This window comes from Marinomonas profundimaris (genome assembly GCF_000508165.1).
GTDB lineage: Bacteria > Pseudomonadota > Gammaproteobacteria > Pseudomonadales > Marinomonadaceae > Marinomonas > Marinomonas profundimaris.
Window position 1 is genome coordinate 64,244 of the sequence record NZ_AYOZ01000009.1, and the last position, 15,027, is coordinate 79,270.

Sequence of the window (15,027 nt, forward strand, 5' to 3'; positions counted from 1 at the left end):
ATTTTTATCCTCTGTATTGAAAATAGGACAGTCCATAGTATGTTGATTTGGCAATGGGGACTTATTGCATCGAGCGTCGTGCTTTTGACGATTTTGATAATTGTGTTGTTGCGTTATTTTTCGCTTAAAAAACAGGCTTCTGATACTGGCGTGTCAGTGGATAAGAAAACCACTGGGCGAGACGGTGGTTTGAATGACGCATCGTTAGAAGAAAGAGCGCAGTGGTTGGTATTGTTGGGGGAACAGCGAAGTATTTGCACCCGACTACTGGAAGAATCGCCTAAATCTGATTTTCAGGGAAGAGCCGCGTTATCGTGTTGGTCCATTTTCTTAGACGTTGAAATCCAAGCCATTGAGCAGTCTCTGTCTAATGCAGAAGTGTTGGACCGGCTGGATGCGTTTAAAGGTATTCTGGATAAAATTGATCACGCTCAAGAAATTGATGAGCTGTTAAAAGCATTAAAAATTAATCAATCAATATTACGCGACTTAAATAAAATTATTCAAAAGGCCAGTGACAAGGTGTCAGCACAGGTCAATATTACGTCTGAATTGAATTTGCAGCTGGATAAACTTCATGCGGAATTGGCAAAAGAGGCGGATTTAGACAGCGCACTTGCGTTGCTTAGGGCTGAAATGGCTAGCATGTGTGAGTTTGCAGAGCGATTGAAAGCGCATTTAGCGGAAGTTAAAGAAGACGGTGATAATGCCCAATATGTCGATGCACTTGAAGCCTTTTTGAGTGATGCTGATGACTCCGATTTCTTGAATTCTGTTCGCTCGGAGTTGGATGACAAAGTCGCCGACCTGAAGCAGCTCGCTGCTTATCAGAAAACCATCATTGAAGATTTAAAAGAACACGTTCGCCAAGTGAAAGTTGGTCATGAAGGGGACGGGAAACATATTGGCGAATACGACATTCATATTGTTAGGTTGGAAAAAACATTATTAGAAAGTAGTCGAGTAGTGAAGCGCTTAGAGGGGAAGTTGGAAAGCTTACAAGCGATCAAATACAACCTGAATATTGATGTGATTAAGCGTGATGAAGAGCTGAAAAAGAAAAAGGCTATACTGGATCAGCAAGGCGACGCAGTCCCGCAGGGAATGGACATTTATGGGGTGTTTGATGAAGAGCGAAACGCCATGAAAAACATGGAAGACTTGCTTCATCAAGGCTCATTTACAGAAGAATCTGATGCTTTTGCCAGTGAGCAAGCGTCAAAATTAAGCTCTTTACGTCAGATGGTGAATGAGTCTGAGCTGTATGTTGAAATGTTAGAGAAGGATTTGGATAAAGCGCGCCTCTTGCGTGAAAGTTTGGAATATAAACTTCTTCACCCAGATGCTCCTATGGCGGAAGAAGCGAATGATGATGTGGACCTTGACGCTTTGGCGAGCAAAGACTTAGAAGAAATAGAAAATCTCCAAGAAATTAATGATGAATTGGATGAAGAACGAAAACGTCTAGAAGCCGAGCTTTCCGACGGTCAGGACCAGGCGAAAGAATTTGCCAAGCTGCAAGAGAAAATAGAGGAGCTGGATGGGAAGATCGAGACGGTTCAAAAAAATTACGTCGACATGGAGGGGCGTTATTTGACAGCATTAATGGCCAAGGAAGACGAGCAGTAAGTTTTTTGAGCCAATTTTACGATATGGGCGAGAGCTCATTCCCTATGCGCTAATCGTTATCTTCTGGAGAGAGCGCGTATTTTATTTGGTCAAAGTCAAAGCCACGATATTGAAGGTAACGTGATTGTTTGGATTTTTCTTTATAGTCCGTACAAGTTTCTTCTCCAAATCTTCTTTCTTTCAGTTGTTTGGCTAGTTCGAACCAGTCTGCATTTGCGTCTGCAATGGTTTGTTTTGCTTCTTCGCTGCCGATGCCTTTTTGAATAAGTTCCTGCAAAATTCTATTTTTCCCCAGTGGCTTACTTATTCTACTACGTACAAAAATTTCGGCAAAACGCGCATCATTGAGATAATTCATGTCCTCAAGACGCAGGATGATTGAGTTGATTTCTTCTTGAGCGTTTCCTTTTGCACTTAACTTATTCACTAGCTCTTTTTTGCTGTGCTCTCTGTGGCTTAGAAGGTACAAAGCTTGGTCAAATATCGATATTTGTTGGTGTTTCATGTTGCTGTCTCTGTCGGTCTCTGTGATATAGGTATTTTATCAGGCCGATGAGGTCTTTCGTATTTAATTTGTTATGACTTATTTTGTTCTGTTTTATAGTTTTATATTCTTTTCTATGTAATTTAATTGGATGATAAAACTGCATATCTTGTGTAAATATAGGCGATATGACTTTGTCTTTATTTGGAGTGTTTTTATGCGTATTTGCGTTCTAGGGGCGGGTGTTGTCGGCCTCACTTCTGCGTATTATTTGGCGAAAAAAGGGTTTCAGGTGACGGTTATTGATCGTCAGCCAGGCGTTGCTTTGGAGACGAGTTTTGCCAATGCAGGGCAGATTTCTCCTGGCTATTCGGCGCCTTGGGCTGCTCCCGGCATTCCATTAAAGGCAATTAAATGGTTGATGCAAAAGCATGCGCCATTGAGAATCAGCCCAGAGCCAGAGTTGAAGAAAATTGGCTGGATGATCAAGATGCTCGGCCAGTGCACAAATGATGCCTACAGCGTGAATAAATCCAGAATGATGGCGCTGGCGGAATACAGTCGAGATCAGTTTGTTGCGCTCAGAAAAGACATCGGTATCCAGTATCAAGATGGACAAGGTGGAACGCTTCAGGTGTTTAGAACGCTGGAACAAGTGGATGCTGCTGAAAAGGATATAAAGGTTTTGAAGGCGCTTGGTGTGCCCCATCAAGTATTAACGCCTGAACAAATTGTTGAGGTTGAGCCGGGCCTTCGTCCAGTGATTGAAAAATTCAAAGGTGGCCTGAGGTTAACGGGTGATGAAACGGGTGATTGTTATTTGTTCTGTCAATCGCTCAAAGACACCTGCGAAGAGTTGGGTGTGACCTTTCAGTTTAATTCGGACATTCAATCTTTGAGTAGCACGTCGAACAAGATAAAAGGCGTGGTGACAGAGTTGGGCTTGCAAGAATTTGATAAGGTTTTGGTCTGCTTAGGAAGCTATTCGAAAGCGCTTGTTAAGGCCTGTGACATTGACATTCCTGTCTATCCAGTGAAAGGCTACTCTTTGACGGTTCCAATTTCTGATGCCGCTTATGCGCCTGTGTCTACCGTGATGGATGAGACGTATAAAGTCGCCGTTACGCGCCTTGGTGATCGTATCCGTGCCGCAGGAACTGCTGAGTTGACAGGTTATAATTTGGATTTGCCAAAGTCTCGCACAGAAACTATCAGTCATGTTGTTAGTGATTTGTTCGGCAAGGGTTGTGATTTGGCTGAGGCTGAATATTGGACAGGCTTACGCCCAATGACGCCAGATGGTACGCCGGTGGTTGGCGCAAGCGGTATTGATGGTTTGTATTTGAATACAGGTCACGGAACGCTAGGCTGGACAATGAGTTGTGGCTCTGCGGCGGTGATTGCGGATATCATTGCTGGTGATAAAACAGAGATAGATTCTCGTGATTTGTCTGTTGAACGTTATAAGAAATAAGGATTTGAAATGGCAAGGCCACTAACGGCAACGATCGATTTAAACGCTATTTTACAGAATTATCGTTACGCCAAAAAACTGCAGCCTACCTGTAACGCGTTTGCGGTTGTTAAGAGTAATGCCTATGGGCACGGAGCAATTGAAGTGGCTCGACACCTTGATAACGAGGCTGATGCGTTCGCGGTTGCTGCCATTGAAGAGGCGTTGGCTCTGCGTGAGGCTGGCATTACCTCTCCTGTGATGTTACTCGAAGGTGTTTTTGAAGCAAACGAATGGGCATTGTGCGAACAGCATGGTTTCTGGGCCGCTGTCGAAAATAAAACGCAGCTTGATTGGTTGTTGGCGAGCGGTGCTAGAATAGAAAAAATCTTCGTAAAGCTGGATTCTGGTATGCGTCGATTGGGCGCGGATAAAGCGGGCGCATGCGACTTGGTTGAAAAGCTAAGAAACAGCAATCAAGTCGGGGAAGTGTTGTTGATGACACATTTTTCTTGTGCGGATGATTTATCTGACATCTCGACAATGGAGCAGCTGACTTACTTCGAGCGTACCCGTCACCAGATTGGTTCGATAGAGGCCAGTGTGGCTAACTCAGCGGCCATCATGAAATGGGCCATCCCCGAAGGTGGTTGGATTCGGCCGGGCATTATGTTGTATGGCATCTCACCTTTTGTTGGCATAACGGGTCAACAGTTGGGTTTAGTCCCGGCAATGACCTTGTCCTCTAAAGTGATTTCTGTGCGTTCGCTGAAAAAAGGCGAAAAAGTGGGATACGGTTTGTCCTATGAGGCGCTTGAGGATCATCAATTGGCTACAGTAGCTGTGGGGTATGGTGATGGTTATGCTCGCCATACTCAAAGTGGTGCGCCATTAGAGGTAAATGGTTTGCCCGCAGCGTTGGCAGGTCGAGTCTCGATGGACATGATTACCGTCAGGTTTGCTGATGCAAGTGAATCTTTTGACATCGGCCAAGAGGTCGTGCTCTGGGGTGGAAACGTTCCCGTTGAAAACGTCGCAGATTATGCCAGTACCATAGGTTATGAGTTGGTGACCAGAATGACCACTCGGCCTCATTATCACTACCATACGGTGAGTGAAATCAAATCCTAATGCCCACCAAAGCCTCGATTCTTCTGCAAAAGAGGCTTTAGTTTAAGAATTGCACAAAATAACCTCTAAATTCCTACGGTTTCTTTTGAAAACACCTATCCTTTGCGTGTACTATTTTGTGCTTTTCGTTGCACAGAATCGGCTCTTGTTAATATGCCATTCACGCAATCCAATTCGTCCTGACAAATAGAGATAGAGACGCACCTTATTATGAAGAGTTCCGAGTTACGCCAGTCATTTTTATCGTATTTCGAAAGTAAGCAGCATCAGATTGTTGAATCTAGCTCTCTTATTCCTGGTAATGATCCAACCTTATTGTTTACAAACGCCGGTATGGTTCAGTTTAAGGATGTGTTTCTGGGTGAGGATCAGCGTCCATATACGCGCGCGACCAGCTCTCAGCGTTGTGTTCGAGCGGGCGGCAAGCACAATGACCTTGAAAATGTAGGTTATACAGCGCGTCATCACACCTTCTTCGAAATGTTGGGTAACTTTAGTTTTGGTGATTACTTCAAAAAAGAAGCGATCACGTACGCGTGGGAATTTTTAACGGTTGTATTGAAACTACCAAAAGAAAAACTTTTGGTCACTGTGTATGCAGATGACGACGAAGCGTTTGATTTTTGGCATGACATGATTGGTGTGCCAAAAGAAAAAATCATTCGAATTGGTGATAACAAAGGTGGACGTTTTCAGTCTGATAACTTCTGGGCGATGGGGGATACTGGTCCTTGTGGTCCTTGTTCTGAAGTGTTTTACGATCATGGCGAACATATTTGGGGTGGGCCTCCTGGTTCTCCAGAAGAGGACGGTGATCGCTTTATCGAAATTTGGAACGTGGTTTTCATGCAGTTCAACCGTTCTGCGGATGGCACGATGGCGCCATTGCCTAAGCCATCTGTTGATACGGGGATGGGCCTTGAGCGTATTGCTGCTATTTTACAAGGCGTTCACAGTAACTATGAAATTGACTTGTTCCAAAACCTAATCAAAGCCGCGGCTAAACTAGTGGGTACGGACGATTTAAGTGCTCAGTCATTGCGTGTTATTGCCGATCATATTCGTTCTTGTTCCTTCATGATTGTGGATGGTGTTATTCCTTCCAATGAAGGTCGCGGTTATGTCTTGCGTCGTATTATTCGTCGAGCGGTTCGTCATGGCAATAAATTGGGGCAAAAAGGTGTTTTCTTCCATAAATTGGTGGAAGCGCTGGATCTTGAAATGGGCGATGCCTATCCAGAATTACGCAAGCTCAAAGACCGTGTCGCGTCTATTCTACTGAAAGAAGAAGAGCAGTTTGCGAAGACGCTTGATCAAGGTATGAAGATTCTCGAAGAGGCGATTTCACAGCTGGGCGATAAAAAAATCATTCCAGGTGAAACCGTTTTTAAGTTGTATGACACGTTTGGCTTCCCTGCCGATTTAACCAATGACGTTGCTCGTGAAAATAATCTTGAAATTGACGAGGCGGGTTTTGAAGTGGCAATGGATGCGCAGCGCGCGCGCGCGCGTTCTGCTAGTAACTTCTCTATGGACATGTCTGGCAGTGTAACGCTTGACAGTGTCACCGAGTTTACCGGTTACGATAACTTGGCCGGTCAATGTGAAGTGGAAACCATTCTTGTGGATGGTGTTTCCGTCGATTCCATTGAAGCGGGCCAGTTTGCAGCGGTTGTTTTAAAAAGTACGCCTTTTTATGGCGAGTCTGGCGGACAAGTCGGCGACAAAGGTTGGTTGCGTGGTGCGGGTGCATTCAAAGTGGCCAATACAACGAAACAAGCGAAAGCGCATTTGCATCAAGGTGAATTAAAAGAAGGCCGTTTATCGGTTGGCGATGTGCTAACTGGTGAAGTTGATCGCACGATGCGTATGGCAACAACGTTGAATCATTCTGCGACACATCTAATGCATGAAGCATTGCGTCGTATTCTGGGGGATCATGTGACGCAAAAAGGATCCTTGGTTGATCCTGAACGTTTGCGTTTCGACTTCTCTCATTTTGAAGGCGTTACGGCCGTTGAAATTGAGCAAATTGAAGACATGGTGAATGAACAGATTCGTCTGAATCGCCCTGTCGAAACTGACATCATGGACGTTGAGTCTGCCAAAGAAAAAGGCGCGATGGCGTTGTTCGGCGAAAAATATGATAGCGAAGTGCGCGTGTTGACCATGGGTGCGGATTACTCTATTGAGCTTTGTGGCGGTACGCACGTTAAGCGCACGGGTGATATTGGTCTGTTTAAGATTATTACAGAAAGTGGTATTGCGGCTGGTGTTCGTCGAATCGAAGCGCTCACTGGTAAGGCGGCCATTGACAGTACTCGTCACACTGAGTCGCTATTAAGTAACGTGGCAGGCTTGGTTAAAGGCAATAAAGAAAATGCGTTCGACAAAGTGGTTGCCTTGAATGAACATGCCCGCAGCCTGCAAAAAGAGCTGGATTTACTGAAAGGTAAAATGGCGGCGTTGGCGGGGGCGGATTTGGCGTCTCAAGCGGTTGCGATTGAAGGTGGTAAATTGCTGGTTGCTCAGGTTGAAGTGGCTGACCCGAAAGAGTTGCGTGATTTGCTGGATGAGTTGAAGAGCTCTCTTGAGTCCGCTGTTATCTTATTGGCAGCGGTCAATGATGGCAAGGTGAGCCTGATTGCTGGCGTCACGAAAGAATTAACGAAGAAAGTGAAAGCGGGTGACCTTATTAAAATGGTGGCGCCTTTAGTAGACGGTAAAGGTGGTGGTCGCCCAGATATGGCTCAAGCAGGTGGCAATAATCCTGATGGTTTGTCTGGCGCGCTTGCATTGGTGCCTGACTGGGTTGCTGAACGAGTCTAAGTGGATCTGCTCGATGTGAGCTTTGATGTAGGTAATAGAAAGATTATGGCGTTGTTAGTTCAAAAATACGGCGGAACCTCGGTAGGAACAGCAGAACGTATCGAGGCAGTTGCGGATAGGGTCTATAAGCATAAACAGCAAGGCGATGACATTGTCGTGGTTGTTTCGGCGATGAGTGGTGAAACCAATCGATTGATTGAGCTTGCGAAAAGCATTAATGCTTCACCAAGTGCTCGCGAAATGGATGTGCTTTTATCGACGGGAGAGCAGGTTACGATTGCGCTTTTGTCTATGGCGCTGATGAAGCGTGGTCTTGACGCTCGCTCTTATACCGGTTCGCAGATCCGAATTACGACTGACAACGCGCATGGTAAGGCGAGAATACAAAAAATTGATACGGAAGCGATGCAAGCCGATTTAGACGCTGGGCGTGTCGTGGTTGCGGCGGGCTTTCAGGGTGCTGACGAGTTTGGCAACATTACGACATTAGGTCGTGGTGGTTCAGATACGACAGGTGTTGCCTTGGCAGCTGCTTTGAAGGCGGATGAGTGTCAGATCTATACGGATGTGGATGGCGTGTATACGACGGATCCTCGTGTGGTAGACAGCGCACGCCGCTTGGATAAGATCACCTTTGAAGAAATGCTCGAAATGGCCAGTCTTGGTTCTAAGGTGTTGCAGATTCGTGCTGTGGAGTTTGCGGGTAAGTATCAAGTGCCGCTTAGGGTGCTGTCTAGTTTTGTGGAAGGTGAAGGTACGTTGATAACAACTGAGGGGAGTAAAGGTATGGAGCAGCCAGCGGTTTCTGGGATTGCGTTCAATAGAGACGAAGCGAAGTTAACGCTAAAAGGGGTTCCTGACATTCCAGGCATTGCTTCTCGTATTCTTGGTCCTATTAGTGATGCAAACATCGAAGTGGATATGATTGTCCAAAACGTATCTGTGGATGGCACGACTGACTTTACTTTTACCGTACATCGTAATGAATATGATCAGGCGTTAGCCACACTAAATAGTATCGCGAAAGAGCTGGGTGCCGTTGCGGTGCTTTCAGACGCTAAAATTGCCAAGGTATCTATTGTCGGTGTGGGTATGCGGTCGCATGCCGGTGTTGCCAGTAGTATGTTTAGAGCGCTAGCGGCAGAGTCAATTAATATACAGTTAATCTCAACATCTGAAATTAAGGTGTCTGTGATTATTGATGAGAAGTATATGGAATTGGCGGTTCGTGCGTTGCATTCAGCATTCAAATTGAGTGATACGGCGCCTGGTGTTCGAGAAGCGTAACATTTGGATACATAAAGCTTGTCGTTATGGATGGTTTAATTCTGATTGAGCGGCTACAATTGTTTTTGTAGGAATTGCCCTACATGATTTATAGGGCAATTCATCTATATAATGATTTGAAGTGATTGCAGGGAGAAAAAATTATGCTTATTCTGACTCGTCGTGTCGGTGAAACTTTAATGGTTGGTGATGAAGTTTCTGTCACTGTATTAGGTGTAAAAGGGAATCAAGTGCGTATTGGTATAAATGCGCCTAAAGATGTATCTGTTCACCGTGAAGAAATATATCTTCGCATTCAGCAAGAGCAAGATGGCCAAGACTCAGAAGATTAATTTTTAAAAAAAAATCTCAAAAGGTCTTTACATGGCGTTTTAGCAGTATATACTACGCCGCACTTGTTTGGAGAGTTGGCCGAGTGGCCGAAGGCGCTCCCCTGCTAAGGGAGTATGGGGTGAAACTCATCGAGGGTTCGAATCCCTCACTCTCCGCCATTCAAGTATGTCTTTATCAGAGGCTATCCTCTCTGAGTAAAAAAGACTGGAATTGTTGTAGTGCACCCGTAGCTCAGCTGGATAGAGTACTCGGCTACGAACCGAGCGGTCAGAGGTTCGAATCCTCTCGGGTGCACCATTCCAAAAATTATTTTAAAGCTATCCACTTTAAAATTCTTAGTTAAGAAACATTGCTATGCACCCGTAGCTCAGCTGGATAGAGTGCTCGGCTACGAACCGAGCGGTCAGAGGTTCGAATCCTCTCGGGTGAACCATTCCAAAAATTATTTTAAAGATATACACTTTAAAATTCTTAGTTAAGAAACATTGCTATGCACCCGTAGCTCAGCTGGATAGAGTACTCGGCTACGAACCGAGCGGTCAGAGGTTCGAATCCTCTCGGGTGCACCATTGTTTAAAAGAATTGTTGAAGCGAGCCACGTTGAAAGTTTTCGATAAGAAATATTGCTATGCACCCGTCGCTCAGCTGGATAGAGTACTCGGCTACGAACCGAGCGGTCAGAGGTTCGAATCCTCTCGGGTGCACCATTGTTTAAAAGAATTTTTGAAGCTATCCACTTTGAAAGTTTTCGATAAGAAATATTGCTATGCACCCGTAGCTCAGCTGGATAGCGTACTCGGCTACGAACCGAGCGTTCAGAGGTTCGAATCCTCTCGGGTGCACCATTTCATTTTCTCCTTTCTTGTTATTCCTAAGATCAAATCTGTAAATTCTACTTTTCTACTTTTCTACTTTTCTACTTTTCTACTTTTCTACTTTTCTACTTTTCTACTTTTCTACTTTTCTACTTTTCTACTTTTCTACTTTTCTACTTTTCTACTTTTCTACTTTTCTACTTTTCTACTTTTCTACTTTTCTACTTTTCTACTTTTCTACTTTTCTACTTTTCTACTTTTCTACTTTTCTACTTTTCTACTTTTCTACTTTTCTACTTTTCTACTTTTCTACTTTTCTACTTTTCTACTTTTCTACTTTTCTACTTTTCTACTTTTCTACTTTTCTACTTTTCTACTTTTCTACTTTTCTACTTTTCTACTTTTCTACTTTTCTACTTTTCTACTTTTCTACTTTTCTACTTTTCTACTTTTCTACTTTTCTACTTTTCTACTTTTCTACTTTTCTACTTTTCTACTTTTCTACTTTTCTACTTTTCTACTTTTCTACTTTTCTACTTTTCTACTTTTCTACTTTTCTACTTTTCTACTTTTCTACTTTTCTACTTTTGCGTTATTTTTGTCATAATTTCAGAGAGTTCATTTACGCTTGTGCAGCGTCTGAGTGTTTGTAGGTTTTCTTTTATGATGTCGAATTCAAAGCGTAAATGACCGCACCATTGTTTTAATCGTCCTAGTGTTGCCACCTCGTCATAGTCTTCTTGTAGGCTTTTTGTGTAGCCTGTAAAGAGTGCGGGTAGATCGTTTAGATGGTTTTCTACTGCGTTTCCTTTCATTGCCTCTCGCAAGTCTTGATAAATAAATGGGTTGTTTAGCGAGCCTCTGCCTATCATAAAGTGATGGCAGCCAGTGATCGCTTGGCACTTGAGTAGTGATGCGGCGTCTATGATGTCGCCATTTGCCACTACAATCATTTTTGTTCTGTCTTTTATCTCTCCAATTTTTTCCCAGCGAGCGGGTGGCTTATAACCATCTTTTTTGGTTCTACCGTGTATGGTTAGTTTGCTGGTACCAGCGTCTTCGATGGCGGCGACATTATCAAAAAGTAGTGCTTCATCTTCATACCCCAAGCGTATTTTTGCAGAGACAGTGACGCTTGTAGGTACTGCGTGTCGAATGGCGTGCATGATGTCGTAAAGCGTGTTTGGGGATTGTAATAATATCGAGCCGCCGCCGTGGCCGTTGACGCGTTTTGCAGGGCAGCCAAAATTAACGTCTATGTGAGTGGCACCTGCCTTGACGGCGTTAAAAGCGCTCTCTGCCATGAGCTCGGCGTTACTTCCTAGGAGTTGAGTATGAACTGGGTGATGGTATGCGGTTTGTGCTTTGTTTTTGTTTTCAGGGACAAGGCGCTTAAATGTTGTTGCTGGTATTGAGTATTGAGTCACTCGAACGAATTCTGATACTAGGTAGTCCATGCCGCCGATCTGTGAAAGCAGTTCCCGCATGGTGTGATCCATGACACCTTCCATGGGGGCGACTGCGAGTATAATCTGATTATCTGTGTGGTTTTTTTTCAAAATTTGGGGTGCTTTTGGGGAATTGTTCACGAAATAAGTCTAACTGTTATGCAATAAAAATATGAAACTGTTCTGGTTTGTGGTAAAAATCTAACCACTTAAAAATTAATGTTGCTATTTGTTGTGCATCTGAGCACATCCAAGCACCACAAACAAGTTGAAAGCAAAGGTATTGATGCTATGAGCGGGTTATTTGAAGATGGTTTGGGGTTAATGGTATTGGGGATGGGGTTTGTTTTCCTTTTTCTGGTTATTTTGATTTTTGCGACGGGTTATATGTCTCGTTTGTTGAATCACTTTTTCCCTGAAGTGTTGCCTGTTGTCACGGCGCGACCTGTAGCTAGTGCTCCTGATTCGTCTGGTGTGGATGCGCAGTTGACTGCAGTGATTACTGCGGCAGTGCATCAACACAGAAACAATAAAAACTCTTAACTTCCTAATTTCTTAAATTTATTAAATTTCTTTGAGGCTGAAACATGACAATAACAAAGCAACCTCTAGGCATTACCGATGTGGTTTTGCGTGATGCTCATCAATCCTTGTTTGCGACGCGTATGCGTATTGACGATATGCTTCCAATCGCTGAAAAGCTTGATCAAGTTGGCTTCTGGTCACTTGAATCGTGGGGTGGGGCGACATTTGACTCCTGTATTCGCTTTATCGGTGAAGATCCGTGGGAGCGTATTCGTGAATTAAAGAAGGCGATGCCGAAAACCCCACAGCAGATGTTGTTGCGTGGACAAAATCTTTTGGGTTACCGCCATTACGCCGATGATGTAGTTAATAAGTTTGTTGAGCGTGCGGCTTTTAATGGTGTTGATGTTTTCCGGATTTTTGATGCGATGAATGACCCTCGCAATTTAGAAACGGCGATCAAGGCGGTTAAGCAGCAAGGCAAGCATGCTCAAGGTACGATTTCTTATACGAAGAGTCGAGTTCATACCACTCAGAATTGGGTTGATTACGCGAAGACGCTTGAAGATATGGGGGCGGATTCCATCGCCATTAAAGATATGTCGGGCATTCTTACGCCATATGATGCGTTTGAGTTGGTTAGTTTGCTAAAGGCGCAGACGCAACTAGAAGTTCAGTTGCACGCGCATGCCACGTCTGGTTTGTCAGATATGACGATTTTGAAAGCCATCGAGGCGGGTATTGATCGTGTTGATACGGCCATCTCTTCTATGTCGATGACGTACGGTCACAGTGCGACAGAATCTGTTGTTGCAGCATTGCAAGGTACAGATCGTGATACAGGGTTGGATTTGGCTTTATTGGAAGAAATTGCTGCATACTTCCGTGAGGTGAGAAAGAAATACGCAAAATTTGAAGGCTCTTTACGCGGGACCGATTCACGAATTCTTATTGCTCAGGTGCCGGGCGGTATGTTGACGAATATGGAGAGTCAGTTGAAAGAGCAGGGGGCGGCAGATAAATTCGATGAGGTGTTGAAGGAGATACCAAAAGTCCGTGAAGACTTAGGGTTAATTCCATTGGTAACACCAACATCTCAGATTGTTGGTACTCAAGCGGTGTTAAATGTCTTAACGGGCGAGCGTTATAAGTCTATCTCCAAAGAGACGGCAGGCATCCTAAAAGGTGAGTATGGTGCAGCGCCAGCAGAATTCAATAAAGAGCTTCAGGCTAGGGTGTTGGATGGCGCTGATGCTATTACTTGTCGGCCGGCGGATTTATTGTCTCCAGAAATGGATAAGTTGACTGAAGAGTTGCTTAGCTTGTCGCGCGAGAAGAATATCGAGTTGGCGGATGATCAAATTGATGATGTGCTGACTTATGCTTTGTTCCCGCAAATAGGTCTGAAGTTTTTACAAAATCGTGGTGATGCGAGCGCGTTTGAGCCTGTGCCAACAGCGAATGATATAGTTCCTGTAGATCAATTTGTCTCTGAGCCTGTATCTGGTGCAAGTGTTTACACTGTTTCTGTTTCTGGTCAGAGTTTTGTGGTTCAGGTGTCTGAGGGTGGAGACATTAGTGATATTCAGCCGACGTCTGCTGCGGTAAGTCCTCCGGCTCAAGTAGCTGTGCCTGCCGCTGTGTCGGGTGAAAATGTTCCTTCTCCGCTGGCAGGTAATATTTTTAAAGTTTTAGTATCTCCAGGGCAGCAGGTTGAAGAAGGTGAAACGGTCATTATTTTGGAGGCCATGAAAATGGAAACTGAAATTTCAGCGCCTAAGTCTGGTGTGGTGGGTTCCATTAATGTGAAAGAAGGTGACTCGGTGCAAGTGGGTCAATCTCTTCTTACTTTGTAGTCTGGGAAAGTGTGAAAAATGGAAAATAAATTACTAAACCTGTACCACGATACGGGAATTTATCAGCTTGAATTTGGCCAGTTCGCAATGATTTGTGTTGGCTTGCTGCTTGTTTATCTGGCGATCAAGAAAGGTTTTGAGCCGTTGCTGCTTTTGCCAATTGGTATTGGGGCTGTCTTGGTTAATATTCCGGGCGCTGGTTTTATGGCGGAGCCTATTTATGATGCGGCAGGCCATATGACGTCGCCTGGTGGTCTTCAGTACTATATTTATCATGGAGGTATTGAGACAGGTTTATTTCCTCTCATTATTTTCATGGGCGTTGGTGCGATGACGGACTTTGGTCCTATGTTGGCTAACCCAAAAACATTACTGTTAGGTGCCGCAGCGCAATTCGGTATTTTTGCCACGGTTATTGGTGCAGTTTTGCTGGGTGCGTCTGGAATAATGGACTTTACTTTAGCGGATGCTGCGGCAATAGGTATCATTGGTGGTGCTGATGGTCCAACGGCGATTTTTGTTGCTAGTCGATTGGCGCCTGACTTATTGGGTGCGATTGCGGTGGCGGCCTATTCTTATATGGCGCTGGTTCCTCTTATTCAGCCACCTATTATGCGTGCGCTGACATCAAAAGAAGAGCGCTCTATTAAGATGGTGCAGTTGCGACCAGTGACTAAAAAAGAAAAAATTGTTTTTCCTATCGTTGTTATCATCCTTGTTGCTATGTTCTTGCCTTCGGCAGCGCCTCTTCTTGGTATGTTCTGTTTTGGTAATTTAATGCGAGAGTGTGGTGTTGTTGATCGTTTGAGTGATACTGCGCAAAATGCTTTGATTAATATTGTGACTGTCTTTCTTGGTTTGGGGGTTGGTTCGAAGTTAAGTTCAGAAGCGTTCTTGAATCTAGAAACGTTAGGTATATTGAGCTTAGGATTGATTGCCTTCTCCATTGGTACGGCGGCGGGTATATTGATGGCGAAACTGATGAATCGCTTTTCCACTGAGGCTATCAATCCATTGATCGGTGCGGCCGGTGTATCGGCGGTTCCAATGGCTGCTCGGGTAGCTAATAAAGTGGGCCTTGAGGCGAATAAGCAAAACTTCTTATTAATGCACGCGATGGGGCCAAATGTAGCGGGTGTTATTGGTTCTGCAGTAGCGGCTGGTGTTATGCTTAGTTATGTGGGTGGTTAAAGGGTTGTTGTTTCATGAAAAGGGCGCTTCGGCGCCTTTTTTGTTA

General features: G+C 44.4%; 11 protein-coding genes and 5 tRNA genes. 14 read left to right on the plus strand and 2 right to left on the minus strand.

Features of this window, described 5'->3' with window-relative positions; all coding sequences use genetic code 11:
• Nucleotides 1-39: 39 nt before the first annotated feature.
• Nucleotides 40-1,629: a coiled-coil domain-containing protein gene (locus D104_RS25435; protein ID WP_024023473.1), complete on the plus strand. Its 1,590-nt coding sequence runs from the start codon at nucleotides 40-42 to the stop codon at nucleotides 1,627-1,629.
• Nucleotides 1,630-1,678: 49 nt separating this feature from the next.
• On the opposite strand, the gene D104_RS25440 is transcribed toward D104_RS25435, so the two are convergent.
• Entirely contained in the window at nucleotides 1,679-2,134 is a 456-nt protein-coding gene (locus D104_RS25440) for a regulatory protein RecX (RefSeq protein ID WP_024023474.1), read from the minus strand.
• A 196-nt stretch (nucleotides 2,135-2,330) separates the two neighbouring features.
• Here D104_RS25440 and D104_RS25445 point away from each other — a divergent pair, with 196 nt between their 5' ends.
• From D104_RS25445 to D104_RS25495, 10 genes are all read left to right on the plus strand, one after another.
• Nucleotides 2,331-3,587: a D-amino acid dehydrogenase gene (locus D104_RS25445; protein ID WP_024023475.1), complete on the plus strand. Its 1,257-nt coding sequence runs from the start codon at nucleotides 2,331-2,333 to the stop codon at nucleotides 3,585-3,587.
• Nucleotides 3,588-3,596: 9 nt separating this feature from the next.
• Complete coding sequence (gene alr, locus D104_RS25450) at nucleotides 3,597-4,697, plus strand: alanine racemase (protein WP_024023476.1); 1,101 nt, start codon at nucleotides 3,597-3,599, stop codon at nucleotides 4,695-4,697.
• A gap of 210 nt (nucleotides 4,698-4,907) precedes the next feature.
• On the plus strand, nucleotides 4,908-7,526 hold the full coding sequence (alaS, locus tag D104_RS25455; RefSeq protein ID WP_024023477.1) for an alanine--tRNA ligase: 2,619 nt from the start codon (nucleotides 4,908-4,910) through the stop codon (nucleotides 7,524-7,526).
• 45 nt (nucleotides 7,527-7,571) lie between these two features.
• Nucleotides 7,572-8,813, plus strand: a complete 1,242-nt coding sequence (locus D104_RS25460) for an aspartate kinase (RefSeq protein ID WP_031214656.1) — start codon at nucleotides 7,572-7,574, stop codon at nucleotides 8,811-8,813.
• 143 nt (nucleotides 8,814-8,956) lie between these two features.
• On the plus strand, nucleotides 8,957-9,145 hold the full coding sequence (csrA, locus tag D104_RS25465) for a carbon storage regulator CsrA (protein ID WP_024023479.1): 189 nt from the start codon (nucleotides 8,957-8,959) through the stop codon (nucleotides 9,143-9,145).
• Nucleotides 9,146-9,214: 69 nt separating this feature from the next.
• Nucleotides 9,215-9,304, plus strand: a tRNA-Ser gene (locus D104_RS25470).
• Between the two features lie 62 nt (nucleotides 9,305-9,366).
• A tRNA-Arg gene (locus D104_RS25475) sits at nucleotides 9,367-9,443 on the plus strand.
• Between the two features lie 195 nt (nucleotides 9,444-9,638).
• Nucleotides 9,639-9,715: transfer RNA gene (locus D104_RS25485), tRNA-Arg, on the plus strand.
• Between the two features lie 61 nt (nucleotides 9,716-9,776).
• Nucleotides 9,777-9,853, plus strand: a tRNA-Arg gene (locus tag D104_RS25490).
• A 61-nt stretch (nucleotides 9,854-9,914) separates the two neighbouring features.
• Nucleotides 9,915-9,991 (plus strand) — tRNA-Arg (locus D104_RS25495).
• Between the two features lie 551 nt (nucleotides 9,992-10,542).
• Here the strand turns inward: D104_RS25495 and D104_RS25500 are convergent.
• On the minus strand, nucleotides 10,543-11,460 hold the full coding sequence (locus D104_RS25500) for a tRNA dihydrouridine synthase (RefSeq protein ID WP_235075907.1): 918 nt from the start codon (nucleotides 11,458-11,460) through the stop codon (nucleotides 10,543-10,545).
• A gap of 240 nt (nucleotides 11,461-11,700) precedes the next feature.
• Between D104_RS25500 and D104_RS0118755 the strand changes: the two genes are divergently transcribed.
• From D104_RS0118755 to D104_RS25510, 3 genes are read left to right on the plus strand one after another with little or no spacing between them, the layout of a single operon-like run.
• Nucleotides 11,701-11,952 carry an OadG family protein gene (locus tag D104_RS0118755; protein WP_031214661.1) on the plus strand — a complete coding sequence of 84 codons (252 nt, stop codon included), beginning with the start codon at nucleotides 11,701-11,703 and terminating at the stop codon, nucleotides 11,950-11,952.
• A 44-nt stretch (nucleotides 11,953-11,996) separates the two neighbouring features.
• Entirely contained in the window at nucleotides 11,997-13,790 is a 1,794-nt protein-coding gene (gene oadA, locus D104_RS25505; RefSeq protein WP_024023482.1) for a sodium-extruding oxaloacetate decarboxylase subunit alpha, read from the plus strand.
• Between the two features lie 18 nt (nucleotides 13,791-13,808).
• Nucleotides 13,809-14,981 carry a sodium ion-translocating decarboxylase subunit beta gene (locus D104_RS25510; protein ID WP_024023483.1) on the plus strand — a complete coding sequence of 391 codons (1,173 nt, stop codon included), beginning with the start codon at nucleotides 13,809-13,811 and terminating at the stop codon, nucleotides 14,979-14,981.
• Nucleotides 14,982-15,027: the final 46 nt, after the last annotated feature.